This window comes from Leptolyngbya sp. 'hensonii' (assembly GCF_001939115.1).
Taxonomy (GTDB): Bacteria; Cyanobacteriota; Cyanobacteriia.
On the sequence record NZ_MQTZ01000028.1, the window covers coordinates 22,551 to 41,104 of the forward strand.

Annotated in this window: 15 protein-coding genes; 8 read left to right on the plus strand and 7 right to left on the minus strand. The window is 52.8% G+C overall.

All coding sequences use genetic code 11. From position 1 onward, the window contains the following. Window positions 1-477: 477 nt before the first annotated feature. The 3 genes from crtH to BST81_RS09645 all read left to right on the plus strand — a co-directional run bounded on the left by crtH (window position 478) and on the right by BST81_RS09645 (window position 5,256). Window positions 478-2,007, plus strand: a complete 1,530-nt coding sequence (gene crtH, locus BST81_RS09635) for a carotenoid isomerase (protein WP_075598333.1) — start codon at window positions 478-480, stop codon at window positions 2,005-2,007. Between the two features lie 94 nt (window positions 2,008-2,101). Then, complete coding sequence (locus BST81_RS09640; RefSeq protein WP_143780293.1) at window positions 2,102-3,433, plus strand: hypothetical protein; 1,332 nt, start codon at window positions 2,102-2,104, stop codon at window positions 3,431-3,433. 707 nt (window positions 3,434-4,140) lie between these two features. Further along, window positions 4,141-5,256, plus strand: a complete 1,116-nt coding sequence (locus tag BST81_RS09645) for a hypothetical protein (protein WP_075598335.1) — start codon at window positions 4,141-4,143, stop codon at window positions 5,254-5,256. 261 nt (window positions 5,257-5,517) lie between these two features. Here BST81_RS09645 and BST81_RS09650 read toward each other — a convergent pair whose 3' ends face one another. Both BST81_RS09650 and BST81_RS09655 read right to left on the minus strand, forming a co-directional pair. Beyond that, a complete protein-coding gene (locus tag BST81_RS09650) occupies window positions 5,518-5,910 on the minus strand; it encodes a RidA family protein (protein ID WP_075598336.1) in 393 nt (130 codons plus the stop codon). A gap of 91 nt (window positions 5,911-6,001) precedes the next feature. Continuing rightward, a complete protein-coding gene (locus tag BST81_RS09655) occupies window positions 6,002-6,433 on the minus strand; it encodes an NUDIX hydrolase (RefSeq protein ID WP_143780294.1) in 432 nt (143 codons plus the stop codon). Window positions 6,434-6,542: 109 nt separating this feature from the next. Here BST81_RS09655 and malQ point away from each other — a divergent pair, with 109 nt between their 5' ends. Continuing rightward, window positions 6,543-8,069, plus strand: coding sequence for a 4-alpha-glucanotransferase (gene malQ, locus BST81_RS09660; protein ID WP_075598337.1), 1,527 nt, complete (start codon window positions 6,543-6,545; stop codon window positions 8,067-8,069). An 84-nt stretch (window positions 8,070-8,153) separates the two neighbouring features. Here malQ and BST81_RS09665 read toward each other — a convergent pair whose 3' ends face one another. From BST81_RS09665 to BST81_RS09680, 4 genes are all read right to left on the minus strand, one after another. Next, window positions 8,154-9,158: a RodZ domain-containing protein gene (locus BST81_RS09665; RefSeq protein WP_216351281.1), complete on the minus strand. Its 1,005-nt coding sequence runs from the start codon at window positions 9,156-9,158 to the stop codon at window positions 8,154-8,156. Next, entirely contained in the window at window positions 9,145-9,915 is a 771-nt protein-coding gene (locus BST81_RS09670; protein WP_363079745.1) for a pseudouridine synthase, read from the minus strand. Before BST81_RS09670 ends, BST81_RS09665 begins: the two co-directional genes overlap by 14 nt. 178 nt (window positions 9,916-10,093) lie before the next feature. Next, window positions 10,094-11,440 (minus strand): ATP-binding protein, encoded by a 1,347-nt coding sequence (locus BST81_RS09675; protein WP_075598424.1) that lies wholly within the window; start codon window positions 11,438-11,440, stop codon window positions 10,094-10,096. A 106-nt stretch (window positions 11,441-11,546) separates the two neighbouring features. Beyond that, complete coding sequence (locus tag BST81_RS09680) at window positions 11,547-12,380, minus strand: creatininase family protein (RefSeq protein WP_075598338.1); 834 nt, start codon at window positions 12,378-12,380, stop codon at window positions 11,547-11,549. Window positions 12,381-12,410: 30 nt separating this feature from the next. Between BST81_RS09680 and sixA the strand changes: the two genes are divergently transcribed. The 3 genes from sixA to BST81_RS09695 all read left to right on the plus strand — a co-directional run bounded on the left by sixA (window position 12,411) and on the right by BST81_RS09695 (window position 16,672). Continuing rightward, entirely contained in the window at window positions 12,411-12,905 is a 495-nt protein-coding gene (sixA, locus tag BST81_RS09685; RefSeq protein ID WP_075598339.1) for a phosphohistidine phosphatase SixA, read from the plus strand. 101 nt (window positions 12,906-13,006) lie between these two features. Next, entirely contained in the window at window positions 13,007-14,149 is a 1,143-nt protein-coding gene (locus tag BST81_RS09690) for a citrate synthase (protein WP_075598340.1), read from the plus strand. Window positions 14,150-14,302: 153 nt separating this feature from the next. After that, window positions 14,303-16,672, plus strand: a complete 2,370-nt coding sequence (locus BST81_RS09695) for a hypothetical protein (RefSeq protein WP_075598341.1) — start codon at window positions 14,303-14,305, stop codon at window positions 16,670-16,672. A 17-nt stretch (window positions 16,673-16,689) separates the two neighbouring features. Here the strand turns inward: BST81_RS09695 and xth are convergent, their stop codons facing one another. Then, a complete protein-coding gene (xth, locus tag BST81_RS09700) occupies window positions 16,690-17,541 on the minus strand; it encodes an exodeoxyribonuclease III (RefSeq protein WP_363079749.1) in 852 nt (283 codons plus the stop codon). Window positions 17,542-17,750: 209 nt separating this feature from the next. Between xth and BST81_RS09705 the strand changes: the two genes are divergently transcribed. Further along, window positions 17,751-18,440 carry a hypothetical protein gene (locus BST81_RS09705; RefSeq protein ID WP_075598343.1) on the plus strand — a complete coding sequence of 230 codons (690 nt, stop codon included), beginning with the start codon at window positions 17,751-17,753 and terminating at the stop codon, window positions 18,438-18,440. Window positions 18,441-18,554: the final 114 nt, after the last annotated feature.

Below are 18,554 nucleotides of genomic sequence, written 5' to 3' on the forward strand. Positions count from 1 at the left end.
GCGGCTAGAGCCTGAAATCTACAGGTTCCAGGAATGCTGGTTGTCAAAATAATTGCAACAACAGGCAGAAGGTATTCTGCCTTGCTTCCATAGCCCATATCTATATTGACTGCCCAGTGCTATTTATCTGGAATTGACCGACTCACCTGGCTCAATATATTGACAATTATTCTCAATAGAACCTATAGTGTTTTTAGTGTTCTCCTCTCTGAGGATCGGTGGGTGGGATCGGTTTGCGATAGCAGGCTGGTCCCCTTTTTCTTTGGTTATTACTCATTGGGGCAGGGTTGCATAGAACGCCTGTAGGAGGGTTCATCCCCTCCCAAGAGGCCGGGGTGGGTTGGGATGGGGCATTAGGTCATGAGGAGTGAAAGATAGATTTTGACCCATACTCTCAAACTCCAGACAGAGCAAATGACAAATGACAGGTCAATGGACTATTACACTTAAAGATGTGTCTATATCTGATTTGTTTGCATGACTGGAAATACACAGCCCGTCTCTCATCCAGGCCCTTCCGAATTTGATGTGATTGTCATTGGTGCGGGGATTGGTGGCCTGGTTACTGCGACCCAATTGGCTGCTAAAGGAGCCCAGGTATTGGTGCTGGAGCGCTATCTCATTCCGGGAGGTAGCTCTGGCTACTTTGAACGGGCAGGCTACCGCTTTGATGTGGGGGCATCCATGATTTTTGGGTTTGGAGATCGGGGCACCACTAATCTTCTCACCCGTGCCCTGCAGGCTGTGAACGTCAGTCTGGAGACCATCCCCGATCCGGTGCAAATTCATTACCATCTACCAGATGGCTTGGACCTGAAGGTTCATCGCGATTACGAGCAGTTTATCCAGGAGTTGACGACCCTATTTCCCCACGAACGGAAGGGTATTCGTCAGTTCTATGACGAGTGCTGGAAAGTCTTCAACTGTCTGAATGCAATGGAATTGCTATCTCTGGAAGAACCCCGTTATCTCATGCGGGTGTTTTTCCAGCATCCCCTGGCTTGTCTGGGCTTGGTGAAGTACTTGCCCCAGAATGCAGGAGACATTGCCCGTCGCTACATTCAGGACCCCAACCTGCTCAAGTTTATTGATATGGAGTGCTATTGCTGGTCTGTTGTACCGGCAGATCGGACCCCCATGATTAATGCGGGGATGGTGTTCAGCGATCGTCACTACGGGGGCATCAACTACCCCCGGGGTGGAGTGGGCCAGATTGCCAAAAAACTGGTAGATGGCCTGGAAAAAGCTGGGGGGGTGATTCAATACAAAGCCCGGGTCACCCGGGTTGTTCTGGAACAGGGCCGGGCTGTAGGGGTGGAACTGGCTTCAGGGCAGATTTATCGGGCCAAACGGATTGTCTCTAATGCCACCCGCTGGGACACTTTTGGGCAGTTACTATCCCCCGAAAGCATGCCTGCTGGCGAGAAGAAGTGGCAGCAGCGATATCGCAAATCTCCCAGTTTTCTCAGCCTGCATCTGGGCGTCAAAGCAGAGGTCCTGCCCCCGACAACAGACTGTCATCATATTCTGCTGGAAGATTGGACTCGGATGGAAATGGCTGAAGGCACAGTCTTCGTTTCCATTCCCACCCTGCTAGATTCTCATCTGGCCCCCCCCGGCCATCATATTGTGCATACCTTTACCCCCAGTTGGATTGAGGATTGGCAGGGACTGTCTCCTACCGCCTACAAAGCCCGCAAAGAAGCAGCGGCAACCCGACTGCTCGATCGGCTGGAGAAAATTTTCCCGGGGTTGAGTCAGGCTTTGGATTATCAGGAAGTGGGAACGCCACGGACCCATCGTCGATTTTTGGGTCGGGAGGATGGCACCTACGGTCCCATTCCGGCCCGAAAGTTACTGGGATTGCTCGGCATGCCCTTCAACCGCACTGCCCTTCCCGGCCTCTATTGTGTGGGAGACAGCACCTTTCCGGGACAGGGGCTGAATGCTGTGGCTTTTTCGGGCTTTGCCTGTGCCCATCGGGTTGCAGTTGATTTAGGATTGTAATCCATAAAAAAGCCCCCAGGGAGTTGATTATCGACAGGCTGACATTCCGATATTTTCAGCATTAATATGGCGGCAGCATGCCCCTTCCCTTTGTATGAGACCTTCTCCGACCCTGTTTCTTCTGCTACTCCCGACGTTGCTTGCCATCGCGATCGTGAAGTCCATGCAGTATGGTGCCAGTGCTCCCAACCGATCGTTGGCTGTAAACTTACCTCTGCTCAGTGGTATTGAAGGAAAATTTCAGGCTGAAGTGCCGGAGACACTTTCCCACTCAGTTGATCACCCGACCCGATCTGCTCCGCAGCAAAAATCTCCCCTGGATTACCCCTCCTTTAACAGTGACCAGTTTGATCAACAGCTCCAGCGATACCGGCAATATCTGGCTGAGCAGGGGCGTCCTGATATTCTGATTGTTGGCAGCTCGCGAGCAGCAATGGGAGTCGATCCGCTCGCTCTGCAGCGGGGGCTATTCATTAGAGGATATCCCCAACTGAAGATCTTCAACTTTGGAATTAACGGGGCCACGGCTCAGGTTGTCGATCTGTTGCTCCGCGAGATCCTGACCCCGGATCAGTTACCCAATCTGATTTTGTGGGCGGATGGGGTACGGGCATTCAATGCCGGTCGCCCAGACTTTACCTATGGGAAAATGGTGACTTCGCCGGGGTACCGGCAATTGGCAGTGGCTCCCCCTAAACCCCTGCAGGCTGCACCATCCCCCCAGAACTGTCTGGAGACATCCTCCGGTTATGTGGCTAGCCAGGTTGCCCCCCGTCCCCTGACAGCCCTCTGGTTGTCGGTCCTGCTGAACCCACAATTTGTGACCAATCCGTCCTGTAGCCATTGGTCCCAGTCTCTGGAACTGCTCACCTATAACTCGATTCGAGCCTCCCAGGAAGACCTGAAAAGCCTGGAACGCCTGGGCTTTTATCCGGTATCTGAGCGGTTCAATCCCCACATCTATTATCGAAAGTATCCCAGGGTTGCTGGGATCTATGATGGAGATTACCAGGACTTCAATCTCTGGGGTGAGCAGATGGAAGCTACAGCACGAATTGTCCGTTTTGTGCGGCAGCAACAGATTCCACTGATTTATGTCAACTTACCCCTGACGCGGGATTACATGGATGGGGCACGATCGACCTACGAGCGGGAGTTTCGGCAATTTATCCAGGAACTGGCTCGAACGGAAGGGTTTATTTTCCGTGATCTCAACCGGCCTCCTCTGGTGCGCAATGAGTATTTCCTGGACCCCAGCCATCTCAACCGATTTGGGGCCTATGCTGTGGCTGCTGACCTGGCTCAGGATACAACCTTGCCCTGGCCCCGTTTGATGAAGCCCGAAACACCGATCGGGCAGCGTCCCTTGCCCTGGGCTCTTGCTCTTTCTCAGCTTCACAGGGGCTTCAAGTTGATAAAACTGTGATTAAGATCACGACTCCTGAATGATCTTGATCGCATGCTCCAATTGAGCTCGAAAGCATACTAGTAAGTGACTCAACTCTAGCCGAGTCATCAACAGGGAACACACGACTGGCCGACAGTAACCTTCTGGGAACTGTCGGTTTTTTTTTGACTAATTTTTTGACTAAGGATCGTGGATTAGGATGTCTTCAGCCCTCACCCTTGATTTAATTCTCATTCCTAAGGAACGAGAATTAAATCAAGGGTCAAACTCCTCATTGCCCTCACCCCCCTGCCCCCTCTCCCMAATTTKGGAGAGGGGGAGGGGTTGGGGGTTGGGGGTGAGGGCTGAAAATTTCGGAGTTATTAAATCCACGATCCTTAGAGATTTCTAGAGCTCTGGGTGCCCATCTTCCCCGAACCTGGAGAGTGAATGGGATGAAACGGGATATACAGGCCCTGTTTAAACAAATTTTCCAAAGCAGCGGAGCTGGAAAACTCAGTTTGAGTTTCTCTCAGCCCCCTGGAAGGCTGATCTGGCTAAGTTTTCGTTATGGAAAAAAGTTTATGAGAGTTAGGTTAAGGAGTTTGTCGGAAATTTAAGAAAATTTACATCACTTGGCCGGAAATTGCGTCATACTCTTGCCAATACGAAAGTTTTTATTAAGAACACGGATAGAAGTCTCCAGGGTACGCTACCTAGCACAATTCCTCATTTAAGAGGCGTTTATGAATCAAGCTGTTGAATCTGGGTATTTGTTGACTGAGATGAATTTGCCACATGAAGCTTCCATTACCTCCTTGGCGGAGTTATGGGCTAAGAAATATGTTCAAAACCTCCAGGTTGAAGGAACGGACTCAAGTGCCCCCCTGCTGGGTTTGGCTGAGGTTGCCTCCCAGGAGGGTCGGATAGCTACAGTTGAAAGACTGCGACAGTCGCTCCGTTTTGCCAGTGCCCAGGCCTGGTCCAAAACTGAAGGGCTGCTGGCGAAAGAGGTCCAGAGGCATCACATTAGCCCGGACCTGATTGATCCCTGGCAAATTGCGGAAGATTCTCGGTACCTGTTTGAGAAAGCCCTTGCGGTCTATAGTGAACAGAATCATGCCCGCCAAATTTCTTTGTTGAATACGCTGGTTGAGCAGTCTCCCTATGCGTCTCAGGCGAACCTGGGTAAGGCGATCACGGATCTGCCTACCCCAGGTCGGTTGTCTGTTGTGATCGGCTCCGAGGTGGGGCAAATCCGGCGTCAGTATACGGCCCAGGACCCGCGCGTCTTGGGGTTCGTCAGCATGCAATTTCACTATAGTGGACAGGCGTTGCTGGAATTACTTTCTCCCCTGGAGCAAGCCCTAGTCGGGTCTTACTTTAAGGTGATCGACGACAATCTGTACATGCCCTTGCAGCGATCGTATGAAGCAGCGGCAACCCAGGACTATGACAGTCCGGCCTTGGCGGCTGTGCGGCAATTGTTGCCGATTAGTACCGAGATTGCCAAAGCCTTAGTCCAACGAGTAGCTGAGATTTACTCCGGCTACAGTTGCCATAGCGGACAGTTGAATTCACCAATGATCAAAATCTCCAGCATTCGAGATGTGGAGATGTTCCAGGTTTATCTCTGTCTCTGTGTGTTGGAAGGGAGCATTACCTCGATTCAGGAGGAGCTATTCCCCCTCTGTGTGATGCTCTATCCCCCCTTGAAAGTTCGTTGGGAAATGATCCGGCACATGCTCCGCCTTCTGGGTCAGGAAATTGGCGATCGTTTGGGTGAACCCTATGTGACCCAATTCAGACCTTATCTCCGGTCTCTCTGGGAAATGTTTTCAGCGGAAGTTTTGCCTGATTAGCATCAAGCTTTGGTGATGAGTCAGTCATTGCAGTTCAGACCTCCGATTTCTCCAATCCGATTTCTCCAAGAAGCTGTGAGGTCTGAAATTTGGCTTTGCTGAATGCAAATATGAATTACCCTCATCCCCAACCCTTCTCCCGCAGGAGAAGGGAGCTAAAACTCTTGTTCCCTCTCCTTTGGGAGAGGGCTGCATAAGGCTCAAGCACGAAAATCATACTTCTATTCAGCAACGCCTGAAATTTAAGGCAAGAGATTGATGTCATGACAGAACGGCAATGCAGTCAATCTCAACCAGAGTATCTTTGGGCAATCGGGCTACCTGTACGCAGGCTCTGGTCGGGGCAGTGGTTGACTCAAAATAGTTGCTATAGACTGCATTCATCGCTCCAAAGTCATTCATGTCGGCTAGGAAAACAGTCGTTCTGACGACGCTCTCAAAAGTTGCTCCAGCCGCAACCAAAATGGCCTGCAAATTGGCCATCACCTGCTCCGTCTGGCGAGCCACATCCCCTGGGCCAACGATATCCCCGGTCGCCGGGTCAAGGGCGATTTGTCCGGCCACGAAAACCATAGGCCCGCTGGCCACGATCGCCTGATTGTAGGGGCCGACAGGGGCCGGTGCAGCGTCAGTCCGAATAATGCGATGGGTCATATCTTGTCGATTCCAAATAATTTGATTAAGGTCGGACAAACAAGGACAGGAGACTGGGGGCAGGGCCTAAACCCTTAGAGGACCCAGAACCTCAGAACAAACGCGGGCGCAAGGCATGGTGGCGGTATTGCCAGTAATCCTGCAGGATGCGATCGTGGTCAAAGCAGAGATTGGCTGGAACATGCCAGAACTCAAAGATACCCACGGACTTGGCATCATCTGCCGCTTCTGGTTCTCCTCGGGCTGTGGCCAGAAAGACCACGCTAATGGTGTGTTTGCGGGGATCTCGGTTCGGATCGGAATAGACGTGGAACTGTTCGACCAGATCAACCAGGAGGCTGGTTTCTTCCTGGGCTTCCCGGAGCGCCGCAGCCTCAACCGATTCCCCATAGTCTACAAAACCTCCAGGAATGGCCCAACCATGGGGTGGGTTGCGACGCTCAATGAGGAGAATGGGCCGATGGGGCCGATCCACCATCTCGATAATGATATCCACCGTAGGAGCGGGATTGCGGGGTTGCACAGGCGTCAGATGACTAATTAAATGAGGTTATGGATTCTACCTAAAGGCTATGAGTAAAACCTAACGATAAAACCTAACATAGGGTAAAGCCATTTTGAATAGTCTTACCATGCCTTTTCCTAGAGCGAGCGGTATTCTTCTTCATCCTACGTGTTTTCCAGGACGCTTTGGTGTTGGTGATCTGGGGCCAGCAGCCACCCATTTTATTGATTTTCTGGTCCAGAGCAGTCAGCGTCTATGGCAGGTTTTGCCCCTGGGGCCTACCGGCTATGGTAATTCCCCCTATATGGCTTACTCGGCGATGGCCGGTAATCCCTTGTTAATCAGCCCGGACTTGCTTCAGCAAGAGGGTTGGCTGGATGAGTCAGATCTGGAACATGTTCCAGATTTTCCAGCCGATCGGGTGGATTTTGATCGGGTGATTGAGTTTAAACTCCCCTTGTTTCGGAAAGCCTTCGAGAACTTCAAGCAAAGAGCTTCAGAAGAGCAGAGAGAGGAATTCAGGGCATTTTATGGAAGTCGGGCCGATTGGTTGGATGACTATGCCCTGTTTATGGCGTTGAAGCAGGCTTTTGATGGGGCACCCTGGCATCAGTGGGAGCCGGAAGTGGCGCAACGTAAACCGATGGTGCTCGATCGCTGGCGGCGGGAACTGGCCGATGAGATTGCCTTTCAGCAGTACTTGCAATATGAGTTTTTTCGCCAGTGGTCTGCTTTGAAAGCCTATGCCAACGAGCATCAAATCCAGATCATTGGGGATATTCCGATTTATGTGGCTCAGGATAGTGCCGATGTCTGGGCTTTCCCAGAAAATTTCTGTCTGGATGAGGAAACGGGGGAACCAGCTCTGATGGCTGGGGTGCCGCCGGATTACTTTAGCGAGACGGGGCAACTCTGGGGCAATCCCGTCTATAACTGGGACTATCTGCAGGAGCACAACTTTAGCTGGTGGGTGCGGCGCTTTCAGGTCCTATTGGATTATGTCGATATCATTCGTGTGGATCATTTTCGGGGCTTTGAGGCTTTCTATGCTATCCCCCAAGGGGAAGAAACAGCCGTCAAGGGGGAATGGATTGAGGCTCCTGGTGAGGCGTTGTTCGAGACGTTGGCGGCCCAGCTAGGCAGACTGCCGATCTTAGCTGAGGATTTGGGGATTATTACACCGGAAGTTGAAGCCCTGCGCGATCGGTTTGAATTTCCCGGTATGCGAGTGCTGCATTTCGCTTTTGGATCAGATCCCGGCAATCCGTTTCTGCCCTTCAATTACACCCGCAATGCGGTAGTCTACACGGGTACCCACGACAATGACACAACCGTAGGGTGGTTCCGACAACTACCCTCCTGGGAACGGGAGGCTGTGTTTACCTATTTGGGTTGTTTCAGCGCGGAAGGGATTCACTGGGATTTGATTCGGTTAGCCCTCAGTTCGATCGCAAACCAGGCCATTCTGCCTCTACAGGATCTGCTGGGTCTGGATACGGGAGCCCGGATGAACTTCCCAGGTAAGCCAGAAGGAAACTGGGACTGGCGGTACTGGGCAGACAATCTCAAAATGGATCATGAGGATGATGCAGGAAGTCTACTGTGCCAACATCTTAAAAGACTGACCCACATTTATGGCCGAGCTGGCCGCTAGAGGTTACTGCAGGGTAGCCAGGATTTGGGGGCGAGGGGAGCCAGAAAGTCGGTCTTGAATCATGACTTCTGGCTCCTGAAGTGGCTAAAACAGGGAATTGTAAATTGAACCTTGGGCTTGCCTTTCACCGTCTGGTTGATTGACATCTGGCTGGGTCAGCCTATCAGAGCTCTGGGGAAAAGTGACCTCCTCAACAGAGCCGGGAGAGCCCAGAGGTTTCGGCAGGGCATTGTTAAACGCAACCAGGACTCCCCCCGCATTGCCTGCGCGAATGGTGACTTGTTTGGTAGCGGCCCAGATTCGCTGGGTTCCTTCTGGTAGTACCCCTTCAAATTCAACTTTATTGTCCGTGGTCACCCGCACCCAGGATTGCCCCGTCAGCGTGACACTGACCCGTACTGGTTTACCCATCACAGTTGGATCAGCCGGTAAGGTAATTTGTGGATCAGGTTGAGCTTTGGGGGAGGCTGGAATACGAGATTCTGCTTCCAGTTGCCCCATGGGGAATACTGCCTTCAAGGGACTGGCAGATTGCTTGGAGTCAGGTGCCTGGGCTGTCCGTAAATCGGAAGGTAACGTGAATTCTTCTTGAATCTCAGTTGGGCTGATTGCCTGGGTTGAATCCCGATCGATCATAGAAGATAGGCCATTCACCGCTCCGATCACCAGGAAAATGTAGAGCAAATACAGGTGCATGGGTTGCAACTGAGCCGCCGGTAAACTGCGCCAGGAAGGCAGCGATCGCGGTGCAGCAGATTGCAGGACCGAACCAATGGGGAACTGATTGGCAAACAGGGTTCCATCCAGACCCAGAGTTTCGGCGTAGCGTTTGATAAACCCTTGAATATAGACGGGCTCAGGCAGATGATCCAGGCTGCCCTGCTCGATTGCCCGCAGGAGCCGCTGGGAAATTTTGGTCTGAATGGAAATTTGTTCCAGGGTGAGGGATTGTGCTTCACGCATCTGACGCAGATAAGCTCCCAGGTCGGCGAGTTTTGCAGCTCGGACCTGCTCCGGATGAAGAGCATGATTTTGCCTGCGTCTAGATCGGGAAAGCAGGTGTTTCATCACAGCTTTAACGCTTGGCATGATGTCCATTTGGCGGGATAGAAACTTGGGCTTTTAGACAGTGATAGTCATCTGAACTGAGCGATCGGACTTGCCCCACAGGCAATTGTCCCAGATGAATTGGGCCAATTGCAACGCGATGTAAAGACAATACGGGATGACCCAACAATTCTGCAACTCGCCGAATCTGGCGATTGCGGCCTTCCCGGAGGATTATTTCCAGAAGCGTCTGATGGGAGTTGTGTTGTAAAACTTTAATTTCAGCCGGACGGGTTTTCTTCGTATCCAAAAATAATCCCTGACGCCAGCGGTTCAGAGTGGTTTCAGGTGGATGCCCCTGAACTAAAACTTGGTATGTCTTCGGACAATGGTGGCGGGGGTGGGTGAGCATGAAGGTGAGATTCCCATCGTTCGTGAGCAGGAGCGCACCGGTTGAGTCGATATCCAGTCTTCCTACCGGATGAATTCCTTGATGCTGTTGCAGGTCTGGCGGTAGCAGGTCCAGGACTGTTGGGCGACCCTGAGGGTCTTCGCAGGTAGAAACAATTCCCAGGGGTTTATGGAGGAGGAGGTAGGTCAGGCATGGGCGCTGAGCGGGGTTAACCTGCATCCCATCAACCTCAATCCGATCGAGATTGGGATTGGCTCTTTGCCCGATCTGAGCAATCTCATCGTTCAAGCGCACTCGCCCTGCCAGAATGAGCTGCTCCGCTTCTCGTCGAGAAGCGAGACCCCACTGGGAAATGATCTTTTGTAGCCTTTCAGTCACAACAACCATGAAGACTGATGCTGAGGGGAAGTATTTCCCGAATGTATGTACAAATATTACAACATCCCACGCCTTGTTAGGGATGTTTCAGGGAATGTCCGTGCCAAAAGATAACAGTGAAAGGAGAAAAAGAAACGCCTGTACGGATAGGCTAAATGAGGGCCAGATTGATAAGATTCCCTCCTCATCAGGGTTTGGGTTGTTGACAGGGGAGTATTACTTGTAACCAGGCTCCTCCAGTTTCAGGATGATTACCCGCTGTCACCGATCCCCGATGGGCCTCGACAATTTGCCGCACGATCGCCAGCCCCAACCCACTGCCCCCACCGACCTGTAAATTCGGCAGGTACTCGTCGGTTTTGAGGGTTTTGTCTTCCTGGCGGGCAATGGGGGAGGTTCCTGACAGACTGCGAGAACGGGAGGGCTCGACCCGGTAGAAGCGTTCAAAGACATAGGGCAGGGCGCTTTCAGGAAACCCTGATCCCGCATCAATCACCTCCAGGCGAACCTTCGGTTCTGCTGAGTCGGTCTCCCGGATTGGGGTTGCCTGCACCCTGATCCATTGGCGCTCCGGGCTGTATTTGATGCTGTTATCTAGTAGGTTGAAGAGTACCCGATACAGTCTTGCTTCGTCTGCCTCGATCAGAAGTTGCTCTGGTCCCACATAATCCAGTTGAATATTTTTCCCTTTGGCCAGGGGTTCTAGGCTGGTCCAGGTGGCCTGAATTAATTTTGGCAGGTCAATGCGCTGGAAATTGAGACTGTAGGATGTTCCCATCTCAATCTGACTCAAATCCAGTAAGTCTTGAACCAGGGTGCTTAGGCGCAGGGTTTCATTCAGCAACCGATCGATCCACTGACGCAGGGGGGGCTCCAGTCGGGATTGTAGGGTTTCGGCGACCAGACGGATAGACGTGAGGGGGGTCTTCAGCTCATGGGCGACATCCGAGGTCCAGCGATCACGCTGCAGCAGCAAGGTGGCTGCTTCCTGGCGGTTTTCCAGAAATACTCCGATGTAACCATTTGCCATGGGAAAGCAGTACCCGCGCAGCGGTCGAGGTTGCTGTCGGGCCAGTTCTGCCGAATCGGCACTGACAGGGTGAAAGATCCATTCAGCCTGACAGGGCTTTTGGCGATCGCGGGCCTGTTCAATCAGGTGATCGAGTTCATAAGACCGGACGACTTCCAGGAGCAGGCGTAGACGGGATGGTTTGCTGTAGTCGATATTCAGCAACTGGCAGGCTTGGGCGTTGCAGGAAACCAACTGGTTTTCATCATCAACTTGTAAATAGCCGATTGGGGCGACTTGCAGTAACTGTTTCAGGCCAACCAGTTCCAGTTCTACGTCATAGAGATGTTGATGCTGCCAGTTGGCCGCCATAGCCAGACGCAGGAGCTCAGGCAGGGAAGCTGAAGAGATCTGAGTCTCTATTCTGGGTAATAAAATTTTGAAAGTGCGGTTAATGTAAGCTCGCTGCAGCATCAGCAAGCCCAGACCAATCCCCAGACCAATCAGAAAAGTCAGGATTTCCACGACGATCCAATGCAAGGGCTACGCCATCATTTATTGTAGTGACTCCAGTCACTCTTGCGCAGGATCCGATGAAGTCCCTGTGGTGAGGTTGCTTAGCAGAGGGGTTTTACCCAACGCCCTGGTTGGAGTCCCCAGCCTGCCAAGTCTGAGGCTGGCGAAACTGGTAAATATCTTCAATCACCTGGACCCAACCCGCCGCCAGAGAGACCAGAATCCGATCGCCCTTTTCCCGACTGGCTGTGGTGGGGTCTCCCAGAACGCCACTCCGGGTCAGATCCCGGGTGACCCAGGCAAACGGAAGTTGGCCTTCCATGCTCAGCAAACTATCTTGGGGCAAATTCTGCGGATATTCCGCCACGGCTGCCTCCATCCTGACCTCCTCCGGTAGAATGGCCAGCATCAGACTTGTTTCTGCATCCCCAGCATGGATGCCTAGCGCCAGTTCTTTGGGGGTCAGTAGCTCTCCTACTTGATGAGGGACTTGCCAGGTGAACAGGGGAAAGACCAGAAAGTCTTCATACTGCTGGTGCAAGTCGCGGGCTACGATTTCCATCACTTGGGGTTGCCCCCCATGGGAATTCATTAAAATGAGCTTGCGAAACCCTGACCGATAAAGGCTTTCGGCAATCTCGGTGATCAGTGCCAGTAGGGTCTGTACGGTCAAGGTCAGGGTGCCGGGGAAGTGCCAATGTTCGTTAGACTTGCCGTAGTAAAGCGGAGCCAGGGCATAGGCTGGAATCTCCGGGTTCAGGGATGCCAGCGCTTTCCCCAGAACGGCACTCCCGATCGCTGCATCCACGATCAGGGGCAGATGGGGGCCATGCTGCTCGATCGCCCCGATCGGCAAAATCAACACGATCTTTTCTTTCCCTGGCATCGCTGCGATATCGGTCCAGGAGAGGTAGGGAAAAAATCGGTTAGCTGGGATGAAGTTGTGCATAGTAAGGTAATGACCAATCACAAATGACCAATGACAGAACTTTACTTGATTCGACATGGCCTGGCTGTAGAGCGGGGTAGGGAGGTGCGGGATCAGGATCGGCCTCTCACGGAGGAGGGGCGGTATAAAACTGCTCAGATCGCTAAACGCCTGCGTCAACTGGATCTGGAGTTTGAGCTGATCGGGTCCAGTCCCTTGGTCCGGGCCGCTCAGACGGCAGAGATTTTGCTGCAGGAAGGGGTAGGGAAAAGGCTGGACCTGTGTGAACATCTGGCACCTGGAGGACGGTTGGAGGACGGATTGGCCTGGCTGAACCGATCGCGTCTGCCTAAGGCTGCCCGCGTGGCTCTGGTGGGTCATGAGCCAGATTTAAGTGCATGGGCAGAACGCCTGATCTGGGGGGAGGTCCGATCGGTCTTGAGGCTTAAGAAAGCTGGAATGATTGGGTTGATGTTGCCAGATCAAGGGTCTGAGATCGGCCAGACTGTGCTGTTCTGGTTGACCCCTCCCAAGTTCCTCCTTTAATCCGGGGATCATCCCCCAGACTGTTACCAGGAGACTGATAACGGATAATGGTCTCGCCTAGTATAATTTGAGTCTATTCGTCATCACTGGTTGGGGCCGCTATGACATCTGTTTGCGAATATCGTGCCGGTTTGGAAGGGGTTCCTGTTACGCAATCCAGCATCAGTTTTGTGGATGGTCAGAAGGGGATTTTGGAATATCGGGGGATTCCCATCGAGGAACTGGCCGCCAAGAGCACGTTTCTGGAATCTACCTACCTATTGATCTGGGGAAAATTACCCAATCGACAGGAACTGGAAGAATTTAAGCGTGATATCCAGAACCACCGCCGGATTAAATATCGCATTCGGGACATGATGAAGTGTTTTCCTGAAAGTGGCCATCCGATGGATGCACTGCAGGCTTCTGCGGCAGCCCTAGGGCTCTTTTACTCCCGACGCGATCTGGATAATCCAGTTTATATTCGGGATGCTGTGGTGCGTCTGGTGGCGAAGATCCCGACCATGGTGGCAGCCTTTCAACTCATGCGAAAGGGAAATGATCCGGTGCAGCCGCGAGATGACCTGGATTACTCGGCGAACTTCCTGTACATGCTGAATGAGCGGGAACCGGATCCGTTGGCGGCCCGAGTCTTTGATGTCAGCCTGAATCTGCATGCAGAGCATACGATCAATGCGTCTACTTTCTCGGCAATGGTTACAGCGTCAACCCTGACAGATCCCTACGCAATTATTGCGTCGGCGGTGGGCACTCTGGGGGGGCCGCTCCACGGAGGGGCAAATGAGGAGGTAATCGACATGCTGGAGCAGATTGGGTCGGTGGAAAATGTGCGGCCTTACCTGGAAGACCGACTGGAGCGCAAAGCCAAGATTATGGGGTTTGGGCACCGGGTCTATAAGGTCAAAGACCCCCGGGCCACGATCCTACAGAACTTGGCTGAGCAGTTGTTTGAGAAATTTGGCCGGGATAAGTACTACGACATTGCGATCGAAATGGAACGGGCGGTTGAGGAGAAATTGAGCCATAAGGGCATTTACCCCAACGTGGACTTTTACTCTGGTCTGGTTTATCGCAAACTGGGGATTCCAACGGATTTGTTTACCCCTGTGTTTGCGATCGCCCGGGTTGCCGGTTGGTTGGCCCACTGGAAGGAGCAGATTGAGCAGAATCGGATCTTCCGTCCAACCCAGATCTACACGGGTGAACATCAGGTCACCTATATCCCGATCGAGGAGCGGGAATAGCTGCGGCATGGGGAAACTCCTCTTGTCAAGCCTGGATCTGGAGCCTGTTAGCCCCTGGATCCCGCCTAACGATAAATCAAAGGGTGCAGATCGGTGATTTGCAGTTAACCTTGTGGGGTAAATTTACCGGCTTCGCTTGTCTTCAGGATTGGCATGGTCAAAAAAGCTCACAAAATGCCTCTCCAGTCTTCTCAGCGATCCACTCCGGCCAGCCCAGGGTTGTCCAGGTCCCAGACGGAAAATCGCAGGTTGCTTCTGTACCAGTCAGGGGCAAAATCGTCCCTCTGGACCCGTTGGATTGCCGGATGTGTTGCCTGGATTCTGGTGCTGGGGGCTGCAGGGATTACCGCTGGCGGGATCTGGCTGAGTGCTCAATTGTTGCTCCATCCAGACACCGCACTGTGGATTAATCAGTATTTGCCTGCCTGGACTCGCATCCCCGTCCAGAGCCGGGATCCCCTGCTTACCCTGCCCGAAATTCTGGCGGCTATTCGTCGGGTGGGCCTGGTTCCAGGGGAGATTATGCCCTTAACCGATCCCCGATCGGTCCGGAAGGGCCGTCCCAATCTCCTGATTGTGGTTCTGAATCCTCGGGGTCAGGTGGTGGAACTGCGAGTTTATCAGCCGGAAACCCAGGGCCCCTATGGTTCAATGAAGGAACAATATTTTTGGCCTGTGAGCCAGATTGCGGTTTCTGGCCCGGAAGAATCTTTTGTGATTGGACCGTTGGTGAATGCCCAATCTGCCAATCAGGGGTCCAGTCGGATTTTACCTCTGACAACCCTGCAACGATTTGAGGATGAAACGCTCCCGCCGGGGCTCTGGTTTAACCTGACTGGGATCTGGTCCCAGGCCGACCATACGGTGCCCTATGGGACGGTTGTACATTACAACCCCGATCGGGCCCATCTCAGTCTCATGCTTCAGTGGACCAGTCCGGGGGGACAATTGCCGCAATGGCGCAGTCTAACTGGAAATAAATTTCCCGATCTGCTGCTGGATCAAACGATCGGCCTGGAGCCCCAATACAGTCTCTATCAGGTTGTACCGCGCCGATTTCTGCCGAATCCCATCCATCTCCAGCCCGTGGCCCTGAATGAAGCTGCGTCCGGGAGTCGGGTCTATCAAAATGCCTTGATCCTGGCCCGAGGGGGTCTCTGGTCCCCAGCTTTGGAATGGATGCGGTCCTATAAGCGGCAGGTGGGGAACAACCCCAAGCTGTGGAAACCGGTGATGCGAGGGCAACTGGCTCTGATTGAAATTCATGCCACTTTTACTCAGACTCAAGCGGAAAAATCCTGGGCCGGGGTGAGTGATCAGGTACTGGCCAATTTAATCGATGGTCGCTGGGCCAGGGCCTTGACTGTTTATGAAAAAGCAGAAGACATTTCTGAGATCACCAGTCTGCTGCGATCGGACAGTGGCCGGATTCGGAAGCGGGTGACGGCTGCTTTGAGAGTCAGACCCACCCAGGTTGAGGTTCAGGCTTGGGGGGCTTTGCTGATCCAGGCCCGCCAAGGCAAGGCCAGGGCGATCGCCTGGTTGCAGCAACACCCGCGCCAACCTGCTGCCACGGACCGGATCTATCGCCTGCTCGATAAGCTAGAGGTTTCCATGTATCTTGCCCGAGCTGCTGATGACAGCCACATCAGTCAGATCATCGGCTCGGCTGTGCTGGTCCGTGGGGTTGATGCCCGAGCTTGGCTGAGACCTGCATCAGCTCCGCCCCTGACCTTGGACAAAGGACAGGTCTGGTACCAAATTGAGGTGGTTGCGTTCCAAGATGGAATTCGCTGGCGACGAACCCCCTTTACCACCATTAAGCTGATCCCTGCTGTCGCCAGTCAACAGCTCTGGACGCTGCTGGGGATTGATGCGGATCCCAACATTACGATTTCGGCCTGGGATGAAGCGGGAGAGCAACAGACGGTCTCCGCGATCGTGAAAGCGGCTCGGTTGAATGGCAATGCAATTCAGCTTTTGGCGGCGGGAGAACCCCCCCCAAAAGCAGGTAAACAGGGAAAACTCTCCAAACCTTTGGCGATGACTGTGACTGCGATCCAGGGGGTTGAACCGAGCAGTTCTACCCTGATGGAAGTCAATCAGCAGCAGCCTGAACTGGCTCGGAAGTTGCTGCAAAATCTGCTACAGGAACTGCGGAATACGGGGTACCTGCGGGGCCGGGCTCCCAGTCCGGAGGATATCCTGCAACAGGAAATCAGTACCAATTGGACGATCCAGCAAGTTGACTTAACGGGGAATCAGCAGCCGGAGTACATCGTTACCCTGGATGCCCCCCTGCTCACCAGTCTGTTGGGCCGGAAAAGTCGTCTTCGCTCTCGACCGGCCCTCATTTTCTCTGATATTGGTAATCTGCTCTATAGCGAACTGGGCCAGGAGGCCGGGTATTCCTTGACCACGATCGTGGATCTGGGAGATGGCGGAGCCAATGCCCTGATTATTGAAAGTCCCACTGGGTATAATCTGTGGCGCTGGTCTTTGAAGCGACACCGGTTTTTGTAGAGCGAACAGTCAGGGGATTAAGCTAGGTCTAATTCTATGATTACAGGGGTATGGTCACTGGGTTTTTCCAGGCGGCGGGGAGCGATGTCGATCGTGCAGGCGATCGCCCGCTCATACAGGGCCGGGGACAGGTAATGATGGTCAATCCGCCAGCCCCGGTTGCGCTGGAATCCCCCGGTGCGGTAGTCCCACCAGCTAAAGTGCCCTCCTGCTTGGGTAAACTTGCGGAAAGCATCGGCAAATCCCAGGTCTAGCACCGCTGATCGCAGGGCCTGTCGCTCTGCTTCGGAAGACATGATGTGAGTCTCCCGGCCCTGATCGGTGTAAATATCCCGATTTTCTAAAGCAATATTGAAATCCCCACACAGGCTGATTTGACCAGATTCCCCCAGCAATTTCTCCAGATAGGGACGGAGAACGCTCAACCAGGCCAGCTTGTATTGATATTTCTCACTTCCGACTTCCGACCCATTCGGGACATAGAGATTGACAATCCGGACGCCGTTCACCACACCTGTAATCACCCGCTTCTGCTCATCGAACTGCTGGGCCAGGGCTTGGGTTTCGACATCAGCACTGTCACCTAAAATGGCAGCAAAACCAGTGCTGATATCTGTTACGGGAAGCTGACTTAAAATGGCGACTCCGTTATAAGACTTCTGCCCTACAAAGTGAGGCTGATATCCCAACGCCTGAAATGGGGCCTGGGGAAAGTCGGCGTCGATGACTTTCGTTTCCTGCAAACAGAGAACCTCGATTGGATTTCCAGTCAGCCACTGGATCACCTGCTCTAGTCGGGTCCGAATTGAGTTGACATTCCAGGTCGCAATTTTCATGGGTTTTGATAGACAGAAAACATCGTGCGTCATAGGGGCAGATTATGATAGGCCCATCATAAAACTGTCAGGTTAACCCCATCATCCGAGTGGGGGGATGGGGACAGGGGATACCATATTGGGTATATTCATTAAGGAAATGTTTAGAAAGAATCGTCTCCATCTCTGCTATTAAGTCTGGGTCATTTGTGGCTACAGTCTGACTTTTAAAGCCCCTTATTCCCTCATTGCCATCCAGTCCCATGCTTGAAGTGGTTGTTTTTAGCTTGTTTGTCGGCAGCGTTGGGTTTCAAACTGTATTATTGGGTGGCTGGAAAATCCAGCAGCAACGCAGGCTGGAGCAAGAGTGCGTCGAAGAAGAGGAAGTATTGACCCGCTACGACTCTCAAGAATACAAGATTTCTACCGAAGCGACCCCAGAAATACCCAGTTCCAACTCTTATCCATTCATGCCCATGTCCCCAGCGACTCAATCCCCTGTTCAACAAAACGGTAGCGCTCCGACGGAAGAGGACAATGCTAAAGATCCCCGCCTGACTGGTTGGGAATTTAAGATTGTGCGGGCCAATCGGGATGTCTTCCGCAATCCTGCAGTCTTACAACGCCTCTGCAAGGAAGAAGCAGAGTCTGGTTGGATTCTCCTGGAGAAACTGGACGATCGGCGCATTCGCTTCCGGCGGCCTATGGCTCTGCGGGAGATTCTCAAACCCGAATTTCTGCACCACGATCCCTATCGCTCCTGCTACGGGTCTTCCACCAATCTGGGCACCTGGTTGTTTGCCATCGCCTTTCTGACGATTTCGATTTCCTCAGCCTACCTGGGCTATGCGTTGGTGAAGACAACCTTAGCCACCTCTCAGGCTGCTCCACCTTCCCCGGCTACGGTTTCCTTCCCCGAACTCCCCTCCCCGAAGGAGTCCCCATCCAAGTAAGGGACAGTGTATTCTGACCTATGGGAATTCAAAGTTCAAACTTCAAACTTCAAAATCGAGATTGTCCAGGAATGTTGAACTTTGAATCTTGAACTTTGAATTGTTGTGGGAGTT